Origin of the sequence: Mucilaginibacter sp. MD40, from assembly GCF_002288635.1 — a bacterium.
Classification (GTDB): Bacteria; Bacteroidota; Bacteroidia; order Sphingobacteriales; family Sphingobacteriaceae; genus Mucilaginibacter.
The window spans coordinates 2,786,611-2,810,823 of sequence record NZ_NRSW01000001.1 but is presented as its reverse complement, the minus strand read 5'-3'; the positions used below and the strand labels follow the sequence as shown (position 1 = coordinate 2,810,823).

Sequence of the window (24,213 nt, the reverse complement as noted above, 5' to 3'; positions counted from 1 at the left end):
ATTTGCACCCATTAAAAAAATGAGAGTACATTTTATAGCAATAGGCGGTAGTGCTATGCATAACTTAGCCATTGCCCTTCACAAAAAGGGATTTACCATAACCGGGTCAGATGATATACTTTTTGAACCATCTGCTTCCCGGCTTAAAAAATACGGCATATTACCCGCTAAAGAAGGTTGGTACCCTGAAAAAATAACGGCCGATCTTGATGCGGTTATATTGGGCATGCATGCCCGTATTGATAATCCGGAATTGCTCAAAGCCCAAGAGCTTGGCTTAAAAATATATTCTTATCCGGATTATATATATGAGCAGTCCAAAAATAAATTACGTGTAGTTATTGGTGGTAGCCATGGTAAAACTACTATAACCAGTATGATACTGCATGTTTTACAATGTGCCGGTAAAAAGTTCGACTATCTGGTAGGCGCACAATTGGAAGGCTTTGAAACTATGGTTGGCCTTACTGATGATGCTCCCGTAATTATTATTGAGGGGGATGAATACTTAGCTTCGCCTATTGACAGGAGACCGAAATTTCATATCTATAAGGCAGATATAGGTGTGATAAGTGGCATCGCTTGGGACCATATTAATGTTTTCCCCACATTTGAAAATTATATAGATCAATTCAGAATTTTCGCGGAGAGCATACAGCATGGTGGCAAACTTATTTATAGCCAAACTGATGAGGTTGTAAATAATATGGTTAATAACTTACGGCTTGCTACTCAAAAAATACCTTACAACCTGCCAGAGTATATTATTAATAATGGTATTACAACTATTATTTCTAATAATAAGCAATATCCATTACAGGTTTTTGGCCAGCATAATTTGCTTAACATGCAAGCCGCACGATTGGTATGTGAAAGCCTGGGAATTGATACAGAGGCATTTTACGAACATATTACGAGTTTTAAGGGGGCCGCGCGCAGGCTTGAGGTGGTAGGGAAAAATGATTCGACTACCATATTTAAAGACTTCGCGCATTCACCTTCTAAACTAAAGGCAACTATTGAGGCTGTAAAATCTCAATATCCGGACAGGAAACTTGTAGCTTGTATAGAGTTGCACACTTTCAGTAGCCTTAACAAAGATTTTTTAAATGAATATGCGCATACAATGGATATGGCCGATGAAGCCATAGTATTTATTGATCGTAAAACATTTGAGCAGAAGCAGATTGAACCTTATGCAGAAGAGGCTGTAAAAAGCGCGTTTGCTAACGAAAAACTCATCTTTTTTAACACTACAGATAATTTGCTTGAGTATCTGAAAACACACGATATGGCAAAGTGCAACCTGTTAATGATGAGCAGTGGTAATTTTGGCGGTTTGGATTTAATAATATTGAAAAATATTTTTTTATAAACATTTTAATAATTGGATTCATATTAATATTTTTATAACTTTATTAACTATTGCGAAACCCTCACCTAATTAAGTAAAGTATGAAGACACTTGGAAAAAAGATCAGGCTATTACGCCATCAAAAAGGCTGGAGCCAGGAAGAAGTTGCTAAACGTTTAGATATTTCTATTCCTGCGTTTTCTAAAATTGAGACCGGTATTACAGACATTAATCTTTCCCGTTTAGAGCAAATCGCCGTTTTATTTGAAATGTCGGTTGTGCAATTACTTACGTATAACGAAAGCGAGCAGGATCAGAAAATGGCCAGTGAGCTGGAAAGCGTAAACAAAAAGTTAATGGACAGGGAAACAGAAGTAATTGATCTGCAGAAAAAAGTGATTGAACTTTTTGAAGAACTGCGGCTTAAAAAGGTTACTGCCTGAGATGTATGACGGTGCCCGTCCCCCGGGCTTTTCTAAAATATATATCTTAAAGTAAGGTGCTTTTTACCAAACGTTGCTCCAACAGCGTTGTGGATAGCTATCATTTGTTTATTAAAATCTCCCACCCATGATAGTTCAAGCTCATTATACTGTTTTAACGGTAAAACATATTCCTTTAGTTTTATAAACAGGCATGATTCCAGGCCATGTTTCTGGTACTTTTGTTTGGTACCCATTACAATAGCACGCATACGGGTAACTCCCTTCCAGCGGCGATACAGGAAAATAAGTTTACCTAACAGATTTAGTTTTCCATTAAGGGGTTTAATCATCTGGTTGGCATCAGGTACAATCACAATAAACGATGCTGGTTCTCCGTCGATATATGCAAACCAAATAAGTCGCTCATCCATTATCGCTTTCATTTTTTCGAAACTTTCAGTAATTGTGGACTTAGTTATGAGCGAAAAATTATCAAAGCCCTTCCAGGCATCGTTATAAATTTCTATAAAATCACTCGCGTATTTTTCAATATCCTTCGATTTAAAGTGTTCGAAGGTATACCCGGGCTTAGCCATTACCCAATTTGCTATTTTAGTAAATCGTTCCGAAAAAGGCTGGTGCACATCCAAGTGATTGGTGATTTGCTCGTATAAAGTTATAAACCCATACTTTTTAAAGAATCCCTCGTAGTATGCATGGTTATAATTCATCCCGTAGGAAGGTGGAGTAAAACCTTCAACCAGTAGCCCCCAAAAATTATCATTCTCTCCAAAGTTAATTGGCCCATCCATTGCCTGCATACCATGTTGCTGTAACCAATTCTTAGCGGTATCTAACAACATAAACGCAGTAGGTTCATGGTTAATACTTTCAAAAAAACCACAACCCCCAGTGGGCTGCTCATAATTATAAGCCTTTTTATCATTAATAAAAGCGGCTATACGCCCGGTAAGGTTTCCTTCGTTATCGCGTATGATCCAACGGGTAACTTTCCCATGCTGATGGAAATTGTTTTTTTTTGGATCAAATACAGCCTCAATATCATTATCGAGCGGGCATATCCAGTTAGTATCATTTTTATAAATAATTCTGGCAACATCCAGGAAAGCAGCCTTGTCAGCTTTGCTTTTTACTTCAGTAATGGTCATTCTCTAAATATGGTCAGGGAGCTAAGCTAAAAAAAAAAGCACCCGGAATGTTCCGGATGCTTTTTATAACTGTATGATTTTTTTAATCGTCGTCTTCGTCATCATAAGGATCATAGGCGTCAAAACCACCCAGATCATCATCTAATGGCATATCCTCGTCGTAATCATCATCGTCATCAGCAACTTTTTTGCCCGGTTGTGGGTCATCAAAGTCGTCATCGTCCTCATCGCTAATTTTTTTGGTAGAAGGTTTTTTCGGAGTCGCCATCTTAAAATGTTTTACGTTTTAAAACTTTTTTAAATTGATCAGTTGTTTGTTGCTCGTAATTTATCTGCCTTAAAGGCATGCTTATTTACAGGTAAAAATAACTAAAAACCTATTTATAAAAAATCATTTTTAAATTTATTCGACTTGCTCACCAATTGTGGAGCTGCCATCTGTAATCTCTTTAAGCTGAGGGAGTTCGTTCATATTATTGATGCCAAAGTAATCCATAAATAAATTACTGGTGCTATATAATATCGGCTTACCTATGGCGTCAGACTTACCGCTTATCGCTATCAGCTCTTTCTCTAACAGTTTTTGAATGGAATAATCACAATTAACACCTCGTATCTGCTCTACATCTGTTTTAGTAACCGGTTGTTTGTAAGCAATAATAGCCAGAGTTTCTAACGCTGCCTGGCTTAACTTCTTTTTTGAGCGTTGTATCTGTAACAGGCTTATAGCAGTATGGTATTCCTTTTTGGTAAGAAACTGATAACTATTATTGATTTTTACGAGTTCAATAGCCAATACAGATTGGTTGTATTTTTTAGTGATATTGCTTAGATGAACGGCAATATCATCAGTGGTAAAATCATGATTAAAAGTCGCCTGTAAACAATAAATAAGTTCTTCGGTACGTATACCTTGTTCCGAAGCAAAAATTAGCGCTTCTATGTATTGTTCTAAATTATCCACTGTGTAAAGGATGTCCTAATAATCTATCACCTGTTCTTCGATCTCCACAGGTATCTCGCGCCATTCGTATTTTTGGGTGCGAAGTTGTGGCTCAAAACCAGCCTCACGTATGGAGTCCTGTATGCCTTTTGCTGTAAACCTATGCGGAGCGCCGGCTGCTGATACCACATTTTCTTCAATCATGATTGAACCGAAATCGTTTGCTCCTGCATGGAGGCATATTTGAGCTACCTGTTTACCAACAGTTAGCCATGAGGCCTGTATATTTTTTATGTTTGGCAGCATTATACGGCTCAGCGCTATCATCCGGATATATTCATCGCCGGTTACATTGTTGGTAATCCCCCGTACTTTTCTAAGTAGCGTACCATCGTCCTGGAAAGGCCATGGTATAAAGGCGATAAACCCATAATGTCCCTCTGGTTTTTCAGACTGTACTTCGCGTATCCAAGCTAAGTGCTCAAAGCGTTCTTCAATTGTTTCAATATGTCCAAACATCATGGTGGCTGATGTAGGCAGGTTAATCTGGTGTGCAGCACGCATCACATCTAACCATTCTTTACCACCACATTTACCTTTTGATATCAGGCGGCGAACACGGTCGTTCAATATTTCTGCGCCTGCGCCGGGTAACGAGTCCAGGCCGGCACCTTTCATTGCGCTTAATACGTCTATATGGCTCATGCCTTCCAACTTGGCAACGTGCGCAATTTCCGGCGGGCCTAATGAGTGCAGTTTTAGTTTAGGATAAAGATCCTTTAACTGGCGGAAAAGTGTAGTATAAAATTCGAGGCCAAGGTCTGGGTGATGGCCTCCCTGTAAAAGCAGTTGATCGCCGCCATAACGGAAAGTCTCTTCAATTTTACGCTTATACGTTTCAATATCGGTTATGTAACTTTCTTCGTGTCCCGGCCTGCGAAAGAAGTTGCAAAACTTACAGTTGGCAATACATACATTGGTTGTGTTAACATTACGGTCTATCTGCCAGGTAACTTTACCATGTGGTACCTGTATTTTACGTAGTTGATTGGCTACGTTCATGAGGTCGGCAGTAGGGGCGTTGTGATAAAGGTAAACACCTTCTTCTATGCTTAAAAAATCAAAAGCCAAAGCGCGTTGTAACAAATCCGCTGTATTCATACAACAAATATACGTGGTGTGCTTGTAATGGCGAAGTATTGCTGATTAAAGCTTACAATTGGGTGTCAGTATAAGAGCGAATTATAATTAACTGCGAATAGCTATCAGATAGATCTACCTTTATCCAGCTTCAGAATTTTATGCACGCATGAAGGAATTTCGTGTTCATAATGCGTTACATAGATCATGGATACATGGCTATTCGCGCAGATAGTATCAATTGTAGTTTTAAAGTGTTGTTGCTGATGATGGTCAAGTCCCTGGCAAGGTTCGTCGAATATTAATAGGTCAGGGTTTTTGATAAGCGCACGTGCCAGCAGGCATAGCCTTTGGGCGCTTGCAGGTATATTTTTTAGCAAGGTGCGGCTATACTTTTCAATTTCAAGCGCTTTCATCCATTTAAGCGCCAAATCAGCGCGGGGCTGTATACTCGGCCTAAACAAACCAAGGGTATCATAAAATCCGCTTTCCACCACTTGCAGGCATGAATTATCAGAAGGAAAATATTGATAAAGCTCGGGTGAAACAAAACCTATCTTACTTTTAATATCCCATATGCTCTCGCCGGTACCTCTTTTGCGGTCAAACAAAATAATGTTGTTTGCGTAAACTTGAGGGTTATCGCCATTAATTAAGCTCAAGAGGGTTGATTTGCCCGCGCCGTTAGCGCCTAAGAGTGCCCAGCGTTCGCCGGGTAAAACCTGCCAGTTGATGTCTGATAATATGTTTTTATCGCCATAGCTAATGTTTACATGCTGCATATTCACAATATGCTTGTATTGATGCTTTGAATTAGTATGCGTTAACGCCATTATGGCTTTATCATCAATACTAATTTGTTCATTAAAACTGTCCGTAGCCACAAAGTCATCGGCTTCAATATCGGCACTAATACTTCCGCCATCCATAACGGTTATCTTTTTAATGATGGCTGGTATTTCTACCGGCGACGTTACCATAATCATGGTAATTCCGGATGAGGCGATTTCATCGAAGAGGGCATTAAAGTATTCGCGTGTTTGTACATCAAGGCCCGTCATAGGGTTGTCTAACAGCAACGCTACAGGGTTTTTTAATAATGCTGCCGCGATCATTAGTCGCTTTGTTTCGCCATTTGAAAGTTTAATGACCGCTTTATCAGCCAGGCTATCGAGGTTTAATGCTTTCAGCGTTTTACTAACTGTCCAATAAGGTATTTTATGTTTATTGGGTTTAATTTGATGCAGATATTGATTTACGGTTAACGCGTCTTCAGAGTCAGACGAGTTGTAACGTTGCTGATAATATAGCTCGTTGGTATTGGATAGATTTCTAAAATGATGCTTGTTAGCTGCAAAGGCTATGAACTGCTGAAAATCATAGGATTGTTCGTCATTTGCGTTTGCCGGATCTGTAAAATGATAATCGACTTGCCCGCTGTTTACCCTAATATTACCTGCCAATACTTGCAACAGCACAGTTTTACCTGAACCGCTTTTACCGATAATTGCCCTATGCTCACCAGCATCGATATTTAAATTAATATTGCTAAGTACCTCAAAAGCTGAAAATTTCAAGCTTACATTGTTAAGTGCTATTAAATGATGATGCATTACAGGCGTTTATTTGTTTGGCCAATATTAACGTAAATGCACTTAAATGTGGTCTTGCATTTATAAAAAGCTTTATTTTTTAAACTATTTACATTTTTTTAAAAAGTTATTAACATTACTTGCATATTTAATTAAAGTATTAATAAATTAGGTTATTGCTACTGTGAACAGCTTTTTTGAGACGGCGAATAGTTAATTTGTATTTTAAATTATAACCCCCAATAATTTGCTATGGAACTTTTTATGTCAGCTGTAGAGGTACTTGTACCTATGAGTTTAGCCGCTATTACAATTGTATTGATTGCAGTACAATTTTTACCTGTAGAACCCGCAGAAATTGAAGAATGACGTATTAAACAATGGGTAGCAACTAAATACTCATTGATGGTCTGATTATTGTAAATGATTTAGCTATAAATCTTACATTAATCTATCATGAAAAAACTAAACTATCTGGCGCTTGCATTGCTGGTATTCACATTCAGTGGATGCGAGGTTATTGGTGGAATATTTAAAGCCGGCGCGGCCGTTGGTGTAATTGCGGTTATTGTTGTTATTATCGTTATTATTTGGATCATTTCTGCTTTCCGGGGCAGATCATAAACGAAGCTTAGGGTAAAGACTTTATTAAAAAATTTTTACCCTAATTATATTATACTATTATTTGCTAATGTTAAGTTCTAACATTTGCCAGCTTTTTGGGTTAGCCCAATCTCCTCCCTTATATGCTAAATGTATTGTCCATGAATTTTGCTGCATTTTACCGCTACTGTCCTGTGAAGACACCGTAGAAGAAATATTATAGCTATCTCGCGCAGTATCAATATTTGCTGTAAATGTATTTTTAGGGAACACAGATGTAGCCGGTTGTTTTAAATGTTCGTTCACGAAAATTTTAGCTACCGTGAAAGCTTCCAGCTGATTGGGTTTGCGATTTACATGTACACGCCTGTTCCTGAACACCGTTAGCATGAATATTCCGAAGAGGAATGCAGCTAAAAGCGTAAATATTTTAGCGGTACGGATATGCGGATGATGCCGCCAATGAATACCTTCCTTTTCTTCTTTATTTAACTTATTCCAATCCGAGTATTTCATAAATGTTGGCTTTAGCAATAAACAAAAAAAGTTAGCAATGTTTTGAAACGAGTAGACAATAAAAAAGCTCCCGGGAAAACCACGGGAGCTTTTTTATTACTAAAAGTGATATTACATTTTTTTAGCAGTATCTTTTTTAGCAGAGTCAACTTTAGCAGCAGCTGAATCAACTTTAGCAGCAGCAGAGTCAACTTTAGTAGCAGCAGAGTCAACTTTAGCTGAATCAGCTTTAGCAGAATCTGCAGATGAAGATGAACCAGAACCTTTGCAGGCAGCAGCTGAAACAGCGATAGCAAGAGCTAAGAAAGCAACTTTGAATGAATTTTTCATTGTTTGTTTTTTTAAGTGATTTAATAGTTTTTTCATTACTTAATACCCATAACTAAAAAAGGTAACCCACTTTTTTGAAAAAAATGCAGATTACCTCTTTAAACTCTAAAAAACTTAAAAAATTAACAATGTAATTTTTTATCAGCCATTAAGGGCTATATTATTTTTTAGTAGTGTCTTTTTTTGCAGCAGAGTCAACTTTAGCAGCAGCTGAATCAACTTTAGCAGCAGCAGAGTCAACTTTAGTAGCGGCTGAATCAACTTTAGCAGCAGCTGAATCTGTTTTAGCAGAATCTGCAGAAGAAGATGAACCAGAACCTTTGCAGGCAGCAGCTGAAACAGCGATAGCAAGAGCTAAGAAAGCAACTTTGAATGAATTTTTCATTTTGTGTTTGTTTTAATTAATATAAGTATCTTGTTAAATACGCCAATTAATACCCAAACACCAAAAAGGTAACCCATTCTTAAATTTTTTATTACAACTTAGCTGCAGACAACTTAAAAGTATGCTTTATGGCTTTTTTGAAGGAGGTTCTATTGTATCGGTACCTCCACTGCCCGATTTATCATAGCCGCTGTCAATGCCTGCAGCCGAACCGTTTTTACCTGCACTGCTATCAACCATACTATTGTCCTGCTTGCGTGTGCTATCCGGTACATGGGTAGAATTATTACCTTTGCACGCAACAAATGTAGTGGCGATACTTATTGCCAATACAACCATGTGAATTTTAATTTTCATAATAGTTATTTTTATATTGTTTAATTTAAATAGTCAAAATTGATGCCGTTGTACTTACAACGGCTTAAGCTTAAAAAACATTTAAACCAGCAAGGGGTTACACCATTTACCTTTTGCTATTTTTTTGCATTTTTTGGGTTACTATTTAATATAAAAAGTATTAAGGAGTGAATAATCAGTTAAATGTGGAGATACCATCAGATAGTGAAGTGATCATAGGGATACTGAATAACTCTGATAGTGTACTCAAAAAGCTTTATTTAGCCTATTTTCCAATGGTTTTACAGCTCATCATCAATAATAATGGAGATGAAGATGAAGCCAAGGATATTTATCAGGAAGCGATTATAGTTCTTTACAATAAAATAAAGCGGGGTGATTTTGAGTTGAGCAGTAAGCTCAAAACCTATATATACTCGGTATGTCGCCGCTTATGGCTTAAAAGGCTTAAACAGCTTAACCGTAATGCAGGCAATATCAAAGATTTTGAAGAGTACCTGCCGGTAGAGGAGGAGGTGGAACGCCATGAAGAGCGTGACATGCAAATCAATAAAATGGGAGAGGCCCTTAAGTTGCTTGGTGAGCCTTGTAAAACCATTATGGAAGACTTTTACATGCATAACCGCAGCATGCAGGATATATGTGAGCGATTTGGCTATACCAATGCTGACAATGCGAAAACACAGAAATATAAGTGTTTGCAAAGGTTGAAAAAGCTGTTTTTTCAACAATAAAAAGTGAGATTCATATGAGAGATAATCAACTTTTGGAAATGATAGACCGTTACCTGGCAGGTGAGATGACCCCGCAGGAACGGGAAGAATTTGAGCTTTTGCGTCAAAAAGATAACGCTGTTAGTGCAAAGGTAGAAGAGCACAAAAATTTCACTTCATTAATTAAGCAGTACAATGAGCGTGTTAACCTGGAGACACGTTTAAATGCTATACATCAGGAAGTGGATGTGCACACGTTGAAAGATGACCTGATGGCGCATCCTTCATGGATTGTACAAATGTGGCGCAATCACCATTCAAAAATTTCTGTAGCCGCATCTGTAGCAATATTGGCTGTTTTGCTAACCTTGTTTATTACAGGCGACCTGAGTAACAAAGATCCAAGGTTTCAACAGTTAAAAGCTGATGTTGAACGTGTTAAGTCTCAACAGGACAGACTGGGTAAACAGCAGCAAAATATCATTAATACCGTGAAAAGCGGCCCGTCTGCTAATGCGAAATTCAGAGGTACTGGTTTTGCTATTAGTAGCAATGGGTACATTGTAACCAACTTCCATGTGGTTAATGGCGGTGATAGTGTATATGTGCAAAATGATGCCGGAGAGTCATTCCACACCAAAGTTATTTATACTGATCCTGCTAATGACCTCGCATTTCTTCAAATCATTGATACTGCTTTCAAAAATCTCGGGCCAATACCTTATACCTTTAAAAAGGCTAAAAGCGACCTTGGTGAAGAGGTTTACACCATCGGTTATCCGGGTAACGATATAAAAATAGCTCCGGGAGCTTTAACTGGCGCTACCGGTTTTAAAGGTGATACTACTGAGTATGAATTATACATACCGGTTAATCCTGGCAACAGCGGTGGTCCGCTGCTTGACAATAAAGGCAACATCATCGGTATTATAAACGGTAAGCAAACAGAGGCAATGGGTGTTGGCTTTGCAGTAAAATCAAACTACCTGCTTAAGTCTATATCTAATATCCCGGCAGACTCGCTCACAAAAACTTTGAGTTTAAACACTAAAAATACTATGGCCAGCCTCAGCCGCCCGCAACAAATAAAAAAGCTGCGAAATTATGTATTTATGGTGAAGGTATATAATCAGTAAAAATCAACAATTAAATAGTAAAGGGTGATGCATTAGCTTGTATCGCCCTTTTTTGTAATTGCTATGGGGACAAAGCAAATACAACTACCTGTCAACCTCGCCTAAAACAAAATCTATCGAACCTATGATAGCAATGACATCCGCTATCATTACCCCCTTAGTTATTGCAGGTACAACAGATAAGTTGTTGTAGCTTGGGCCACGGGCTTTAACTCTAAATGGGACTTCGGAGCGTTCATTATTATGGATAAAATAATACCCAAGTTCTCCTTTAGAGCCCTCTGCCCTAAAGTAGTAATCCTGTGCTTTTGGGGTAAGTTTACGCGGCAATTTAGCGCGTGGGTCAAAATCAGGCGTACGTTTAAGTTCTTTTTGCAACCGATCAAGGCATTGCTCAATTATGTATAATGATTGTTCAATCTCATCGACACGTACTTTATAACGATCCCAGCAATCGCCGGTAGTGCCCATAGCGCCTTTGCCTATCGGTACTTCAAAATCAAGTTCCGGATAAACAGAGTAGCCATCAATGCGTCGCAGATCATACCGCAAGCCCGAACCACGCAGAACGGGGCCTGTGCAACCATAATTGATAGCCACATCGAGTGGTAAAATGCCAACGTTAGCCGTGCGGCTAATAAATATTTGGTTGTCAGTTAATAACTGATTAAGTTCAGCCATTTTAGGCTTAAAATAATCAACAAATTCCCGGCAGCGTTCTTCAAAACCTACCGGCAAGTCATAAAACAAGCCACCAACCCAAATGTAGTTATACAACATTCGCGAGCCCGATGCCCACTCCAGCATACCCATAATATGCTCCCTGTCGCGAAAACACCATAGGAACGGGGTAAACGCACCTATATCAATACCGTAGGTGCCTATTGCTATTAAATGAGAACTTATACGGTTAAGTTCTGAAACCAGTACCCTAATGTATTCTATTCTTTTGGGTATGTCCTGGTCAATACCCAGCATGCGCTCAACGCCCATAACCCATGCATGAGCATTGGTCATGGATGATAAGTAATCCATTCTATCAGTAAAGGGAATGGTTTGCTGGTATGTTAATGACTCGGCATGTTTTTCAAAGCAGCGGTGCAGGTAACCCATATGGGGGATTAATTCCTTCACTATTTCGCCATCGGTAATAAGCTCCAGGCGTAAAACACCATGGGTTGACGGATGCTGTGGCCCCATGTTAAGCACCATATCTTCCACTGCGGCATCCGCTATCTTCTGTTCATAGCGTTTAAGTGCCTCGGTGTACTTAGGATTGGGTTGGAAAGGTGTTTTGTAAGTGATTTTCTCGGCAGGGTTATTTGATTCTACCGGGTAATCTATTTTTATGCCTTTGTAATATTCAGCAGCTATATAATCTTTTCTTAGTGGGTAGCCTTCCCAATCGTCGGGTAATAATATACGGCGTAGGTCGGGGTGTCCCTCAAAATATATGCCTACAAGGTCATAGGCTTCCCGCTCGTGCCAATCGGCAGTGGCATAAACGTGTGCAATGGTAGGTACTGCCGGCAAGTGAAGTTCATCGCGGTTATTCTCCACACTTACCTTCAGCGTTATGCTGAGATGGTATGGGATAGAAGTTAAATGGTAAACAACACCAAATTTGTTGGCTTCGGTACCATAATCAATACCTGATAAGCAATTAAGTAAATCAAAATAAGTTGACGGATTGTCGCGCAATTCAAGGCATACATCGGCAATACTTTCCGTCCTTATCAGTAAGGCCGGCTGCAAGCCGTTTCTTTCTTCACCAATAATTACGTCATTGCCAAAACGCGCAAGTAAAAGTTCCTTTATCTCGTCAAAACTCATGGAGCCAACCGTACTATTTTCCAGTTTTTGTTATCGGTTTTTTTATAAACTATACGATCATGCAACCGGCCGCTGCCGCCCTGCCAAAATTCAATAAGGCGTGGTTTTAAAATGTAACCGCCCCAATGTGCTGGCTTGGGTACTTCACTATCAGCATATTGTTGTTCCAATTCTTTCATGCGGGCATCTAATATCTCACGGCTTTCTATTTCCTGGCTTTGTGGTGATACTATAGCGCCTATTTGGCTCGCTTTAGGGCGGGAGTGGAAATATTTTTCTGAATACTTTTTGTCCAATTTCTCAATAACTCCTTCTATACGTATCTGGCGTTCCATATCGCACCAGAAAAATAAAAGCGCGGCATTGGGGTTTTTGCTTAGTTCGCGCCCTTTACGGCTCAGATAATTGGTATAAAACTTAAAACCGTCGTCGCTAAAGCCTTTCAGTAAAACAATACGTGCCGATGGGCGGCCATCCGCTGTAGCTGTAGCCAATGTCATCGCATTGGGTTCAAGTACCTTATTGTTTATAGCTTCGTTAAACCATTTGTCAAACTGCCTTACAGGATTAGCATCCACATCCTTTTCGCTGAGTGCGGCGGCAGTATAGTCTTGTCTTAGATTTTCAATTTCTTTCTGATCCATTAGCGCAAACTTACAAATTAATTATACCGTAAGTAAGTATACAGCCTGTTTTTAATAAGTTATGAACATAATTTTACATAAAGCGTTAATATTATAAAACTGTTAAACCTATGCTAAGTCATATTGCACCAGCTGCAGGCCGTTTATTGATATCCGAACCATTTATGACCGATCCTAACTTTAAGCGATCGGTTATACTACTTACAGAATATTCTGAAGCAGGCGCTATGGGATTTGTACTAAATCATCAGACCGATTATATGTTGGGTGATATTTTGCCGGATGTTTCTTACTCAGAAATACCCGTGTATATGGGTGGCCCTGTTGCCGAAAACACACTGCATTACATTCATCGCTGCCCACAAAAAATTGATAATGGGATTGAGATATGGGATGGTATTTATTGGGGAGGAGATTTTGAGCAAATAAAACAACTGATCACTAATTACCAGATCACAGAAGATGAGATAAAATTCTTTACGGGATATTCTGGCTGGACGCCAAGCCAGTTGGATGATGAATTGCAGGAAGATTCATGGATTGTAGCCAATAATTTTAATTCGGACACGGTATTCAGTAACCATGAACAAAATCTTTGGCGGGAAGCTGTAATAGGACTTGGGCAGCGGTACGCACACATAGCCAACTTTCCGGAGAACCCAACGTTGAATTAAACAGGTATTAAAATTAAAATGCCCCTGTGAACACAGGGGCATTTTAATTTAGTCTTCTTTCGTGGCTGTTTTAGCGTCGTTTTGAGCGCTTTTAAATTCTTTAACGCCTTCGCCAAGGCCGCGCATTAATTGAGGTATTTTTTTACCGCCAAACAGTAATAATATCGCGATGATGATCAAAATGATCTCTGGTGCACCTAATCCCATAACTTTTTATTTAATGATTATATTCAAATGTACTGATAACTTTTTACATAAACGAAGTATCAGCTAATGCGGTTTTTAAACCTAAAATTAATTCGCCTCCATTTCCCTGGCGGAGTCTTCTACTTTCTTTTTAAGTTCTTCTTTGTATGCTATTAAATTACTGCTCAGGTATTCATCAGCGGTAGATAGGATCTGCGCGGCTAAAATGCCGGCATTCTTAGCCGCGTTTAACGCTACGGTTGCAACCGGTATACCGTTAGGCATTTGTAAAATAGATAGGATAGAATCCCAGCCATCAATAGAGTTGCTTGATTTTACCGGAACCCCAATAACCGGTAGGTGTGTTAATGACGCCACCATGCCCGGCAAGTGCGCAGCGCCACCTGCGCCGGCTATGATCACCTTTATACCACGATCTGCCGCGGCACGTGCATAGCTGAACATCCTATCAGGTGTACGGTGTGCCGACACCACGGTAATCTCGTAGTCAACACCTAATTCTTTTAATACATCGGCGGCATCCTGCATTACATGCAGGTCTGATTTGCTGCCCATTATAATGGCTACTTTTGGTTGGCTCATATCTCTTTGTATAAGGTATGTCATTGCGAGTGTTAGCGTGGCAATCTCGTCGCTCGTAGATGAACGCAATGAGATTGCCGCGTCTCCCGATATTCATCGGGATCCTCGCAATGACATGATTTATGATATCACTCTCAACGTCTTTTGCACATACTGTGCTTTCTCAATCGCTTTTTCCCTGTCAGCATCTACAATGGTAACATGGCCCATCTTGCGGAAGGGTTTGGTTAATGCTTTGCCGTACAGGTGTACGTAAACACCTTCGCATTTTAATATCTTTTCAATTCCTTCATATACTGCTGGACCTTCGTGACCGGCTTCGCCTAAAACGTTTACCATAATGGCATTGCTCAGGCAGGTGGTATCGCCTAAAGGCTGATTAAAGATGGCGCGTAAATGTTGCTCGAATTGCGAAACCACGTTGCCCTCGATACTTTGGTGGCCACTATTATGTGGACGAGGCGCTAATTCGTTTACGAGCACTTTGCCGTCTTTAGTCAGGAACATTTCAACGGCCAGTATGCCTACGATTTTTAATGTATCCGCAATCTTTTTGGCGATGTTTTCGGCTTCCTGATGTATTTCGAACGGCAGGGTAGAGGGCTGTATTAAAAACTCCACGAGGTTGGCCTCAGGATTGAATTCCATCTCCACCATCGGGAAGGTTTTTACTTCACCGTTCTCATTACGGGCAACTATTACGGCAATCTCTTTTTCAAAATCTATCCATCGCTCTATCAGGCTTGGCTCGGTGAAAGCTTTGGCAAGGTAACTTTCGTCAATCACCTTATAAACGCCTTTACCGTCATAACCATCGCGGCGCAGCTTTTGAATATACGGGAACGGGATGCTGCTTTCTCTTAATTGTTCCGCAGATGATATGATATGAAACTCGGCAGTAGGAATTTCGTTCTCTTTAAAGAATTGTTTTTGCAGGCCCTTATCCTGTATCAATCGGATAATGCGCGACTGCGGATAAACCATAACACCTTCGCGTTCCAGTTGTTCCAGCGCATCAACATTTACCTTTTCTATCTCAATGGTAAGCAGGTCAACTTTTTTACCGAAGTTATAAACCGTTTCGTAGTCGCTTAATGATCCTACAACAAACTCACTGCACAACCGGCGGCAAGGTGCCTCGCGGTCGGGGTCAAGTACCTTAACGGTAACGTTATAGTTGATGGATTGCTGTATAAGCATACGGCCCAACTGGCCTCCGCCTAAAATTCCTAATCTTAAATCGCCGTAAAATGCTTTCATAAGTTAAGTGGCAAATTTAACCTAAATCTTTTAAATAGCGATTGTTAAGGTTGATATTACATCATTGTTGTCAAAAATCTGTTGATAAAGCCAATCCGTTGAAGATTTTTTAACCGCTTAATTAATGGGGTTTGTTAAATTGTTAAACTGACACAATTGCGATTAAAATATTTAATTACGAGCTTAAAAACCATACCTTTGCAGCGTTTTTACTCCACATATACACTACTATGAGCACAAAAATCGCTGTAGCTAAAGGTGACGGTATAGGGCCGGAAATTATGGCCGCCGTTCTTCGCATTTTCGAAGCCGCTAATGTTCCTCTCGAGTACGAATACGTTGAAATGGGGAAATCTTATTTTGATGCAGGGCACTCTACCGGGATGACACCTGCCGCAAAAGAAACCATTGAACGTTTAGGCCTGCTATTTAAAGGGCCAATGGAAACACCAAAAGGCAAAGGCGTTAAAAGTATTAACGTTACCGCCCGAAAGGTTTGGAACACCTATGCCAATCAGCGCGATTTCCGCTCGCTAAATGGTGTTGATACTGTTTTTTCAAAAGCCGGTATTCCTATCAACTTAACTATAGTTCGCGAAAATATTGAAGATACTTACGGTGGTATTGAGCACTTGCTTACCAACGACGTAGCTGTTGGCCGCCGTATCATTACCCGCCCGGGCAGTGCGCAGGTTATCCGTTATGCTTTTGAAATGGCCCGCCGTAAAGGTTATACCAAATTGGCTTGCGGCCATAAGGCTAACATTATGAAACTTACCGATGGGATGTTCCTGGAAACCTTTTACGAGATTGCCAAAGATTACCCGGATATTGAATCATCAGATATTATTGTTGATGACCTTTGTATGAAACTTGTATCACGCCCGGAAATGTTCCAGGCTATTGTATTAACCAATCTGCAGGGCGATATCGTATCTGATCTTTGTGCCGGTTTAGTTGGTGGCTTGGGTTTTGCGCCGTCTGCAAATATTGGAGATAACATCTCAATTTTTGAGGCTGTGCACGGCACTGCTCCTGACATCCAGGGTAAAGGCATCGCAAACCCAACTGCGCTATTGCTTTCAGGTATATTGATGCTGCGTTATTTGGGTTACACTACCGCGGCGGCTAACATAGAGAACGCTTTACTTTACACATTAGAACAGGGCGTACATACCGGCGATTTTGGCGACAGGTCTACACCATCTGCCAATACCGAGGCTTTTGCCGATGCAATTATTAGTAATATGGGCCAAACACCTGCTAAGGGTGCTGTTATTGTCCAGCCGGATATCCCGCACAAAGCTAACCAGAAACACCTTACTGAAAATAAGCTTACCGTTGTTAAGGCCGATACTAAGGAAGAAATTGTTGGTGTTGACGTGTTTGTAGAATCAAGCAAACAACCAAGCGAAATTGCCGAGATCGCTCAGAGAAAATTAAACGAGAATACTCAATTGGTGATGATCTCGAACCGTGGTACGCAGGTTTGGCCAACAGGCTCTATCTATACCGAGCTGGTGAACGAGTACCGTATCCGCGTTGAGAAAAAAGATGGCGGTGAGATTTCACAAAAAGAGATCCTGCATATTGCCGGTGAACTATCTGATGATTTCAAAGTTTGCTCAGTTGAATTCCTGATGAAGTTCGACGGCAAAATTGGCTATACCCTTGCACAGGGACAATAAATTCAAAAGTCAAAATTCAAAAATTAAAAAGGTTTGTCTCGTTCAAGACAAGCCTTTTTTGTTATACCTCCAGTTGCGGCTTTAAAAGTACCGGTTCTATTAACTTTGGTCGTTTGATGTAGCGTAGAATTAGAACTAACAACAACAATGCACCGCACATAGCGCCGATGGTTGGTGCGCTCAGGTAATTCATTGCCCAGCCGGAAATATAGGCACCCATCACATCGCAAAAATTTACCAGCGCCATGTAGGCCGTAAATTGTGAGCCTTCAACTTTATCGCGGCACAATGCCATCAGCACAGGCATGGCAGCAACGCTAAACAATGGATCCGCAAAGTTCCATAAGATGAGGCCCGAAACGCTGATCGGTTTGTGCAGCCATAAGCCTCCTAAGCTGTTAAATGCAATCAAAAACAGACAAATGGCCAGCATAACTTTAGTTTGCAATTTTGTGGCGCCCATCCTATCTGCAATTACGCCGCCGCCAAGCGTAACCAAAAGCGTAGCCAGTGTTCCCCAACCGCCCTGCAAAACAGATACTGCATTGTACTGCCAATGCAATGTATGAATGAGATGATAAGAATATGATCTGATGAATATACTGTTGCATGTATAAACCAACGCAATAACGCCAAAAGTTCGTAGGCTTTTCGGCGTAGTTATACCGATATACAGCTGTTTAAATAGCCATTTAAGTTCGGGATTGTTCAGCTTTTCTTTTACAACCTTTGCTTTGTTGCGAATATTAAAGGCAGGGATATAGCTATCGGCCTTGTCCAGTTTGATCATGTAAGTTATAATAGTGAAAATAAGCAGCAGAGATGATTGCATTAATGCCGCGTAGAAGAAGCCGCTTTTATAAAGTATGGTCGAAAGTCCTGCTGAGCCAAGGGCAATACCAAGTAAATAACCGCCGCGCATAAAGGCATTTACCCGCCCGCGCTCGCTTTCGGGCACAATGGATATAGCCATTGCATCGACACTTGCATCTTGTATGCTTGCAAAATTGCTATGCACAAAAAATGCGATAGATACCACGGTAAGTTGCTTTATGGGGTCATGTACTAATAAAAGGCTTAACGAAGCAATAAAAGCCATAAACTGTGTAAGCACAATCCATTGTTTACGATGGCCAATAACAGAGAATTGATACCTATCGATAATAGGCCCCCAGACGAATTGTATGATCCAGGGAATGCCCACGATGGCAACAAATGTACCTACGCCTTGTGATGAAATTCCCTTACCCGTTAAATAATTAGCAACTGCGGTTAAGGCAAAACCTGATGGAATGCCTTGCATCACATACAGGTAAAAAAAGGTGAGGTAACGCAGCCGTGCGCTTTCCTTTAAAACTGGTAAATTTCTTAACAAGAGAAAGGGTTTATAAATAGGATAATTTACCAACCTTTAAATTGTTTCTACGATAAATCGTTTATTCCTAATCGGAGTTAGGTGTGCTCATGCCTACCTCATTATCGTCAGGTTCATCCGGATTGATCTTTTTTACATAGATCTCATCTACCAGTATGATAATGATAGATAGCAGCGGTACCGCCAGTATAATGCCCAGTACACCTGACACCACACCCATTATTACCTGACTAATAATAGTTAAAGCAGGAGGGATGTTGATCATCTTTTTCTGGATGAGTGGGGTAACAATATTGCTCACGATGGTTTGCGACACCATATAAAGCAGGGCGGTGATGATTGCCGTATTAAGGTCTTTGGTAAGCGCCAATAAAACACCGGGTATCATGGCAGCTAACGACCCAAAGTTTGGCACCAGTTTCAAGAGAGCCGTTAATAAGGCCAGCACCAAAGCTACCGGTATACCAATGATCCATAAACCGGTGGTTATCATAATAAAAATAAGCACCATAGATAACATCATACCTTTAAGCCAGCCTTTAAGCGCCTGGCTGGTGCGGTCGATCACTTTGCGGGCCAATGGCTTGTTCTGCATAGGAAAAAGCTTTACAATGCCATCTTTATACAAGGATGGATGCGTTGAGAAGAAAATTCCCAGGAACATGATGATATAAATATCGCCCAGTACACCAAAGCTTGTATTGAAGAAGCTCTTGGCGGTTGACATCATTTTATCGTTGCCGTTATCCTGCGTAAAGTATTCCAGCACTTTTGCACCAAGTGGGGTTGAGCCTAATTTGGCTTTGAAATTATTGATGGTTTCGGGCAGGCTATCGCTTAATGCCGCAACTTGCTTTTGTATGGTAGTGCCCATAAACCAAAGTAGGGTAAGTAAAATAAGAAAAGAGCCCGCCACAGAAATAGTCATGCATACCTTGCGGTTCCATCTGGTGTTACGTTCTATCATGTCTCCAAGTCCATGGAAATAGACCGATATCAGCGCTCCCGCCAATATCATCAGTAGTACATTGAAAGCTACTCGGGCTATCAATATGGCCACTACCAGCAAGGCAACTATGGCAACGGTGTGCCATACTTTTTCGGTGAACGTGAGTTCTTTACGAGGACGAGGATTATGGGTATGGTTTTTTGGCGGCATTATGTGCAGTTCCTTTGCTCATAATGACAATCTTTTACACTTAAAAGTTTTAAAAGAATTTTAAGAATGTAATTAGCGCTTGTCGGCAGCCTTTACCTTATTAAAGTACTGTATTAACTTCTCAATACTGCGCAAATTATATTTGCCTGCCTGTATTTGTGCAACCACTTCCGGCTCATCGCCCATGACTTCACTCATAATGTCTCTGAAGTTGACGTCGGTAAGGTGTTGCATGGTTGCTGTATTGCCGCCATAATAGTAACTCAATTTGTTGTTATTGCCACCACCGCCGTCGCCAAATGATATTCCTAAGCCACCGCCATATGCTGCACCATAGCTGCCTGCACCAATACCTACGCCCGGAGATACATGTATTTTTTTACCACCGCCACTACCGGCACCGCGGGTAGCATAAATCTTTATCTCTTCGTTTAGCGCAACGCGTACAAAATCAAATTCTTGCTTGTTCCATGTTTCATTACCGGGAGCATGGGCTACAACAAAACTATCCTTACCCGCAACAAAAGATTGCAAATCGCTTGTACTGAGCGAATACGGTTCTGCTTTTTCGCTTTCTTTAAAATTGATAAAGCCTTCTCCTTTTATTGGGCCTTTACCGCCCGGGTTAGGGTAGATAAAGCCCTCGGTTTTATTACCCTTTACATCAATAAAATAACCCGGAAGCCACTTTTGCGCGAAGGCGCTTTGAACTGTAAGCGAAAACAAGATGGCTATTGCAGCACTATTGAATATTTTATAAAATTTATTGTTGCTCATTGTTAACAGGAAGTTTACCCGTGTAGTAATATTTTAGCAGGTCGTCCATGTCACCATAACGAAAAGTTTTGTCTTTAATTTTAGCTACCACTTCGGGTTTGTCGGCTAAAATGGTACTCATGGCTTCTATAAAGTTTTTCTTATCTAATTTAGAAACGGTGTTGGGTGTTTTACCAAAATAATAGCTGGTTTTTACACCGCGGCCAATAGCAGTGCCTACCTCCATGCCCACGCCAAAATGGCCGCCGCCACCACCCGAGCCGATGAGTAGCGGAAAACCTTGTTTAAATATTTTAGCAGCGTACAGATTTACCGGCCCATCAACCTCAACTAATAATATGGGATTGTTTTTAAGGTTGATGTTGGTAGATACCACAAAGCTATCGCGCCCCATGGTAAATGCTTTTATCTTGAAATAAGGTATAGGGAAAATATCGGGCGAGCCGGTGTTTTTGAAAAGTATCTGGTCGCCATCAGGATATTGGCCTTTTATAGGGGGCGCCCATGATACCAGTCCGCTAAATACTTCGCCGGTGGTATGGTATACGGTGCCCTCGTCCCATTGCTGAGCGGGAGCTTGTGCCTTAGCGAAAAATGTAATGCAGATAATACAAAGTAGCAGAGTTATTTTACGCACTGTTTTTAGATATTTGACACAAATATAAGCAATAACCTGCATGATGAATGTTGATCTGCGTAGCGATACTGTTACCAAACCCACCCCTTTAATGCTTGAGGCCATGTGGAGCGCCAGAGTTGGTGATGATGTTTTCGGCGAAGATGAAACCGTAAATGTGCTTGAGGAAAAGGCCGCTGCCATGTTCGGGATGGAAGCCGCGATGTTTTGCCCATCAGGCACCATGACTAACCAGATAGCCATTAAATGTTTCACCCAGCCGCTGGATGAATTAATTGCCGACCAAACCGCACACGTTTATCGTTACGAGGGTGGGGGCATTGCCTTTAACTCAGCAGTGTCAACAAGGCTATTAAACGGTTACAGAGGTATACTTATGGCTGAGATGATAGAACCGGAGATCAATGCGGATAATATTCATTATCCGCATACCAGTCTGGTAGTTTTAGAAAATACGGTAAACAAAGGTGGAGGCGCATGTTACAGCCTTAACCAAATAGCACCTATTGCCGCACTGTGCAAAGAGCGCGGACTAAAACTTCACCTGGATGGTGCCCGTATTTTTAATGCGCTTGCCCATACCGGCGATAAAGCGGTTGAGTATGGTAATTACTTTGATGGTATATCGGTGTGTTTATCAAAGGGATTAGGAGCACCGGTTGGTTCAGTACTGCTTGCCGATAAAATGACTATCAATTACGCACGCCGAATACGCAAAGTATTGGGCGGAGGTATGCGACAAGCAGGCTTTTTAGCCGCTGCGGGGATTTTCGCATTGGATCATCATGTAGAACGTTTACACATCGATCACGCGCACGCCCGCATCCTGGCCGGGGAGTTGGCTAATTGCGCTTGGGTAAGCAACATCATTCCGGTTGAAACCAATATTGTACTTTTTGATACCATTGAACCCGCTGATACGGTTTTAAATAAACTGGCTGCAAAAGGCATCAAAGCAGGAAGTACCGATAAACACCGAATCCGATTTGTAACCCATCTGGATGTACATGCAGATCAGGTTGAGTATGTGGTATCGGTTTTGAAGAGTCTTTCTTAAATATAAGATCCGAAAGTTAGCTTATAGACAAATAATTTGACTTGAAATTGAAGGCTTAAAACTTTCAACTTAAACGCATGTTATCTCTAACAATGAACCGCCTGATAAAAAAGTTAGAGAAGATTGGCCGTGATCCCAAGATCACAGCAAAAGCCGTGGGTTTACGTTATGTTTCCGACTCAACGCCGGGCTACACCCGCAAAAAATCAGGCAAGGGGTGGACTTATCTCGATCCGGAAGGGAAATCAGTAAAGGACAAGGAATTGATAAAACGTTTCAACAGTCTGGTGATACCGCCGGCTTATACCGACGTTTGGATATCGCCATATGATAACAGCCACCTGCAATTTACTGGGACGGATGCTGCCGGACGCAAGCAATACCGCTACCATACCCACTGGAACCAGATACGTAATCAATCTAAATATCATCGCCTGCAAACCTTCGCTGCGCATTTGCCAGCCATACGCCAGCAGGTAGACCACGACCTTAACCGCCGCAACCTGGATCATGAAAAGGTTGTTGCACTGGTAGTGCGTTTAATGGAACTAACCAGCATACGTGTGGGTAACGAATCTTATAAAAAGCTTTACGGCTCCTTCGGTTTAACCACATTGATGGACAAGCATGTGAAGATAGAAGGCTCGAAAATGAAATTTGAGTTTAAGGGCAAAAAAGGGGTGATGCACAAAATATCGCTTCAAAGCAAAAAGCTTGCGCGTTTGGTAAAGCAGTGCCGTGATATTCCCGGCAAAGAATTGTTTCAATACTATAATGATGATGGCACCCGCTGCACCATTGGATCCGGCGACATCAATACTTATCTTAAAGGAATTACCGGCGAGGATTTCACCGCCAAAGATTTTCGTACATGGGCAGGCAGCGTAAGCGCGCTTTACGCGTTTAAAGAGGCCGGCGAATTTGAAACAGTTAGCGAGTGCAAAAAGAAAATTGTCAGCGTACTTGATGAGGTAGCGGTTAACCTGGGCAACACACGCACCGTATGTAAAAAATATTATGTGCACCCATCAGTTATCAAAAGCTATGAAGAGAAAACTATTTTCAAATACATTGATAAATTGGACGGCAAAAAAGATATCGAATCAGCAGAACTAAACCTCGCCGAAAAGGCATTGCTTGATCTGTTAGAACACGAGAAACTTGCCGTGGCCAGTTAAGCGCTTTTTCTTTTACCTACAATCATTTCGCGGTGCTTTACACCCCAGTCAGATAGCATGTTAATGATATCGCGCAGGGTTAAACCATACTGGGTAAGGCTGTATTCAACCGTAATGGGTTGCGTATTCAATACCTCTCTTGTGATCAGTTTGTTCGCTTCCAGCTCTTTCAGTTCCTTGCTTAACATTTTGTTGGAGATACCCTCCACGTCATTCAAAATATCAGAAAATCTACGTTTGTTAAAATAGCAGATAGATGATATGATAGAGATCTTCCATTTGCCATTTAACACATCCATAGCATCATGAACGGCACGGATATTCTTTTGGCCTTGAATAGGGCAGCAGGCTAAAACTGTTTCTGTTGTGGTACTTACTTTGGCAGTCATAAGTTACTTGGTTACTCAAATGTTACTGTTACTTTTGGTTACAAAGTAACTAAAATAAATTCAATTACTATAAGTTTGCAGGGTCAAATT

Annotated in this window: 28 protein-coding genes and 1 pseudogene; 9 read left to right on the top strand and 20 right to left on the bottom strand. The window is 40.8% G+C overall.

Features of this window, described 5'->3' with window-relative positions:
- Positions 1-19: 19 nt before the first annotated feature.
- Both murC and CKK33_RS12780 read left to right on the top strand, forming a co-directional pair.
- Positions 20-1,375: a UDP-N-acetylmuramate--L-alanine ligase gene (gene murC, locus CKK33_RS12785; RefSeq protein ID WP_095704476.1), complete on the top strand. Its 1,356-nt coding sequence runs from the start codon at positions 20-22 to the stop codon at positions 1,373-1,375.
- Between the two features lie 80 nt (positions 1,376-1,455).
- On the top strand, positions 1,456-1,797 hold the full coding sequence (locus CKK33_RS12780; protein WP_095704475.1) for a helix-turn-helix domain-containing protein: 342 nt from the start codon (positions 1,456-1,458) through the stop codon (positions 1,795-1,797).
- Between the two features lie 32 nt (positions 1,798-1,829).
- Here CKK33_RS12780 and CKK33_RS12775 read toward each other — a convergent pair whose 3' ends face one another.
- The 5 genes from CKK33_RS12775 to CKK33_RS12755 all read right to left on the bottom strand — a co-directional run bounded on the left by CKK33_RS12775 (position 1,830) and on the right by CKK33_RS12755 (position 6,608).
- A complete protein-coding gene (locus CKK33_RS12775; protein ID WP_095704474.1) occupies positions 1,830-2,948 on the bottom strand; it encodes an N-acetyltransferase in 1,119 nt (372 codons plus the stop codon).
- 82 nt (positions 2,949-3,030) lie between these two features.
- Positions 3,031-3,216 (bottom strand): hypothetical protein, encoded by a 186-nt coding sequence (locus CKK33_RS12770; protein WP_095704473.1) that lies wholly within the window; start codon positions 3,214-3,216, stop codon positions 3,031-3,033.
- A gap of 135 nt (positions 3,217-3,351) precedes the next feature.
- Positions 3,352-3,912, bottom strand: a complete 561-nt coding sequence (gene scpB, locus CKK33_RS12765; protein WP_095704472.1) for an SMC-Scp complex subunit ScpB — start codon at positions 3,910-3,912, stop codon at positions 3,352-3,354.
- A gap of 15 nt (positions 3,913-3,927) precedes the next feature.
- Positions 3,928-5,052 (bottom strand): cyclic dehypoxanthinyl futalosine synthase, encoded by a 1,125-nt coding sequence (gene mqnC / locus CKK33_RS12760; RefSeq protein WP_095704471.1) that lies wholly within the window; start codon positions 5,050-5,052, stop codon positions 3,928-3,930.
- Positions 5,053-5,156: 104 nt separating this feature from the next.
- Positions 5,157-6,608 carry an ATP-binding cassette domain-containing protein gene (locus CKK33_RS12755; RefSeq protein WP_233138211.1) on the bottom strand — a complete coding sequence of 484 codons (1,452 nt, stop codon included), beginning with the start codon at positions 6,606-6,608 and terminating at the stop codon, positions 5,157-5,159.
- A gap of 471 nt (positions 6,609-7,079) precedes the next feature.
- Between CKK33_RS12755 and CKK33_RS12750 the strand changes: the two genes are divergently transcribed.
- Positions 7,080-7,247, top strand: coding sequence for a phosphatidate cytidylyltransferase (locus CKK33_RS12750; protein ID WP_095704469.1), 168 nt, complete (start codon positions 7,080-7,082; stop codon positions 7,245-7,247).
- Positions 7,248-7,304: 57 nt separating this feature from the next.
- Here the strand turns inward: CKK33_RS12750 and CKK33_RS12745 are convergent, their stop codons facing one another.
- From CKK33_RS12745 to CKK33_RS12730, 4 genes are all read right to left on the bottom strand, one after another.
- The gene (locus CKK33_RS12745; RefSeq protein WP_095704468.1) at positions 7,305-7,742 is read right to left on the bottom strand and encodes a hypothetical protein; all 438 of its coding nucleotides are present in this window, start codon (positions 7,740-7,742) and stop codon (positions 7,305-7,307) included.
- Positions 7,743-7,853: 111 nt separating this feature from the next.
- On the bottom strand, positions 7,854-8,108 hold the full coding sequence (locus tag CKK33_RS12740; protein ID WP_233138210.1) for a hypothetical protein: 255 nt from the start codon (positions 8,106-8,108) through the stop codon (positions 7,854-7,856).
- 124 nt (positions 8,109-8,232) lie between these two features.
- Positions 8,233-8,457: a hypothetical protein gene (locus CKK33_RS12735; RefSeq protein WP_095704467.1), complete on the bottom strand. Its 225-nt coding sequence runs from the start codon at positions 8,455-8,457 to the stop codon at positions 8,233-8,235.
- Between the two features lie 126 nt (positions 8,458-8,583).
- The gene (locus CKK33_RS12730; protein WP_095704466.1) at positions 8,584-8,814 is read right to left on the bottom strand and encodes a hypothetical protein; all 231 of its coding nucleotides are present in this window, start codon (positions 8,812-8,814) and stop codon (positions 8,584-8,586) included.
- 167 nt (positions 8,815-8,981) lie between these two features.
- Between CKK33_RS12730 and CKK33_RS12725 the strand changes: the two genes are divergently transcribed.
- Together CKK33_RS12725 and CKK33_RS12720 are read left to right on the top strand one after the other, a co-directional pair.
- Positions 8,982-9,548, top strand: a complete 567-nt coding sequence (locus tag CKK33_RS12725; protein WP_095704465.1) for an RNA polymerase sigma factor — start codon at positions 8,982-8,984, stop codon at positions 9,546-9,548.
- 14 nt (positions 9,549-9,562) lie between these two features.
- Positions 9,563-10,663: a S1C family serine protease gene (locus tag CKK33_RS12720; protein ID WP_095704464.1), complete on the top strand. Its 1,101-nt coding sequence runs from the start codon at positions 9,563-9,565 to the stop codon at positions 10,661-10,663.
- Between the two features lie 84 nt (positions 10,664-10,747).
- On the opposite strand, the gene CKK33_RS12715 is transcribed toward CKK33_RS12720, so the two are convergent.
- The 3 genes and pseudogenes from CKK33_RS12715 to pdxH form a co-directional block, all read right to left on the bottom strand.
- Positions 10,748-11,875 carry an NADH-quinone oxidoreductase subunit D gene (locus tag CKK33_RS12715; protein ID WP_233138280.1) on the bottom strand — a complete coding sequence of 376 codons (1,128 nt, stop codon included), beginning with the start codon at positions 11,873-11,875 and terminating at the stop codon, positions 10,748-10,750.
- A 159-nt stretch (positions 11,876-12,034) separates the two neighbouring features.
- A pseudogene (locus tag CKK33_RS19620) lies at positions 12,035-12,496 on the bottom strand (NADH-quinone oxidoreductase subunit C); the annotation flags it as partial.
- On the bottom strand, positions 12,493-13,140 hold the full coding sequence (gene pdxH / locus CKK33_RS12710) for a pyridoxamine 5'-phosphate oxidase (protein ID WP_095704462.1): 648 nt from the start codon (positions 13,138-13,140) through the stop codon (positions 12,493-12,495). The pseudogene CKK33_RS19620 and the gene pdxH, both read right to left, overlap by 4 nt.
- Before the next feature lie 110 nt (positions 13,141-13,250).
- Here pdxH and CKK33_RS12705 point away from each other — a divergent pair, with 110 nt between their 5' ends.
- Positions 13,251-13,814, top strand: coding sequence for a YqgE/AlgH family protein (locus CKK33_RS12705; protein ID WP_095704461.1), 564 nt, complete (start codon positions 13,251-13,253; stop codon positions 13,812-13,814).
- 48 nt (positions 13,815-13,862) lie between these two features.
- Here CKK33_RS12705 and tatA read toward each other — a convergent pair whose 3' ends face one another.
- From tatA to CKK33_RS12690, 3 genes are all read right to left on the bottom strand, one after another.
- Positions 13,863-14,021: a twin-arginine translocase TatA/TatE family subunit gene (gene tatA, locus CKK33_RS12700; RefSeq protein WP_095704460.1), complete on the bottom strand. Its 159-nt coding sequence runs from the start codon at positions 14,019-14,021 to the stop codon at positions 13,863-13,865.
- 87 nt (positions 14,022-14,108) lie between these two features.
- Positions 14,109-14,603 (bottom strand): 5-(carboxyamino)imidazole ribonucleotide mutase, encoded by a 495-nt coding sequence (gene purE, locus CKK33_RS12695; protein ID WP_095705846.1) that lies wholly within the window; start codon positions 14,601-14,603, stop codon positions 14,109-14,111.
- A gap of 120 nt (positions 14,604-14,723) precedes the next feature.
- Complete coding sequence (locus CKK33_RS12690) at positions 14,724-15,863, bottom strand: 5-(carboxyamino)imidazole ribonucleotide synthase (protein ID WP_095704459.1); 1,140 nt, start codon at positions 15,861-15,863, stop codon at positions 14,724-14,726.
- Positions 15,864-16,093: 230 nt separating this feature from the next.
- Between CKK33_RS12690 and CKK33_RS12685 the strand changes: the two genes are divergently transcribed.
- Positions 16,094-17,551 (top strand): NADP-dependent isocitrate dehydrogenase, encoded by a 1,458-nt coding sequence (locus CKK33_RS12685; RefSeq protein ID WP_095704458.1) that lies wholly within the window; start codon positions 16,094-16,096, stop codon positions 17,549-17,551.
- A gap of 61 nt (positions 17,552-17,612) precedes the next feature.
- On the opposite strand, the gene CKK33_RS12680 is transcribed toward CKK33_RS12685, so the two are convergent.
- The 4 genes from CKK33_RS12680 to CKK33_RS12665 form a co-directional block, all read right to left on the bottom strand.
- Positions 17,613-18,926: an MFS transporter gene (locus CKK33_RS12680; protein WP_198952467.1), complete on the bottom strand. Its 1,314-nt coding sequence runs from the start codon at positions 18,924-18,926 to the stop codon at positions 17,613-17,615.
- 67 nt (positions 18,927-18,993) lie between these two features.
- Positions 18,994-20,085, bottom strand: a complete 1,092-nt coding sequence (locus tag CKK33_RS12675) for an AI-2E family transporter (RefSeq protein WP_095704457.1) — start codon at positions 20,083-20,085, stop codon at positions 18,994-18,996.
- 72 nt (positions 20,086-20,157) lie between these two features.
- Complete coding sequence (locus tag CKK33_RS12670) at positions 20,158-20,862, bottom strand: hypothetical protein (RefSeq protein WP_095704456.1); 705 nt, start codon at positions 20,860-20,862, stop codon at positions 20,158-20,160.
- Complete coding sequence (locus CKK33_RS12665; protein ID WP_143822955.1) at positions 20,849-21,499, bottom strand: hypothetical protein; 651 nt, start codon at positions 21,497-21,499, stop codon at positions 20,849-20,851. The genes CKK33_RS12670 and CKK33_RS12665 overlap by 14 nt, the downstream gene beginning before the upstream one ends.
- Before the next feature lie 40 nt (positions 21,500-21,539).
- On the opposite strand from CKK33_RS12665, the gene CKK33_RS12660 reads away from it, so the two are divergent.
- Positions 21,540-22,556, top strand: a complete 1,017-nt coding sequence (locus tag CKK33_RS12660) for a low specificity L-threonine aldolase (RefSeq protein WP_369803565.1) — start codon at positions 21,540-21,542, stop codon at positions 22,554-22,556.
- Positions 22,557-22,648: 92 nt separating this feature from the next.
- A complete protein-coding gene (locus CKK33_RS12655; RefSeq protein ID WP_095704453.1) occupies positions 22,649-23,734 on the top strand; it encodes a DNA topoisomerase IB in 1,086 nt (361 codons plus the stop codon).
- On the opposite strand, the gene CKK33_RS12650 is transcribed toward CKK33_RS12655, so the two are convergent.
- Complete coding sequence (locus tag CKK33_RS12650) at positions 23,731-24,123, bottom strand: helix-turn-helix domain-containing protein (RefSeq protein WP_095704452.1); 393 nt, start codon at positions 24,121-24,123, stop codon at positions 23,731-23,733. The genes CKK33_RS12655 and CKK33_RS12650 overlap by 4 nt on opposite strands.
- Between the last annotated feature and the right edge of the window lie 90 nt (positions 24,124-24,213).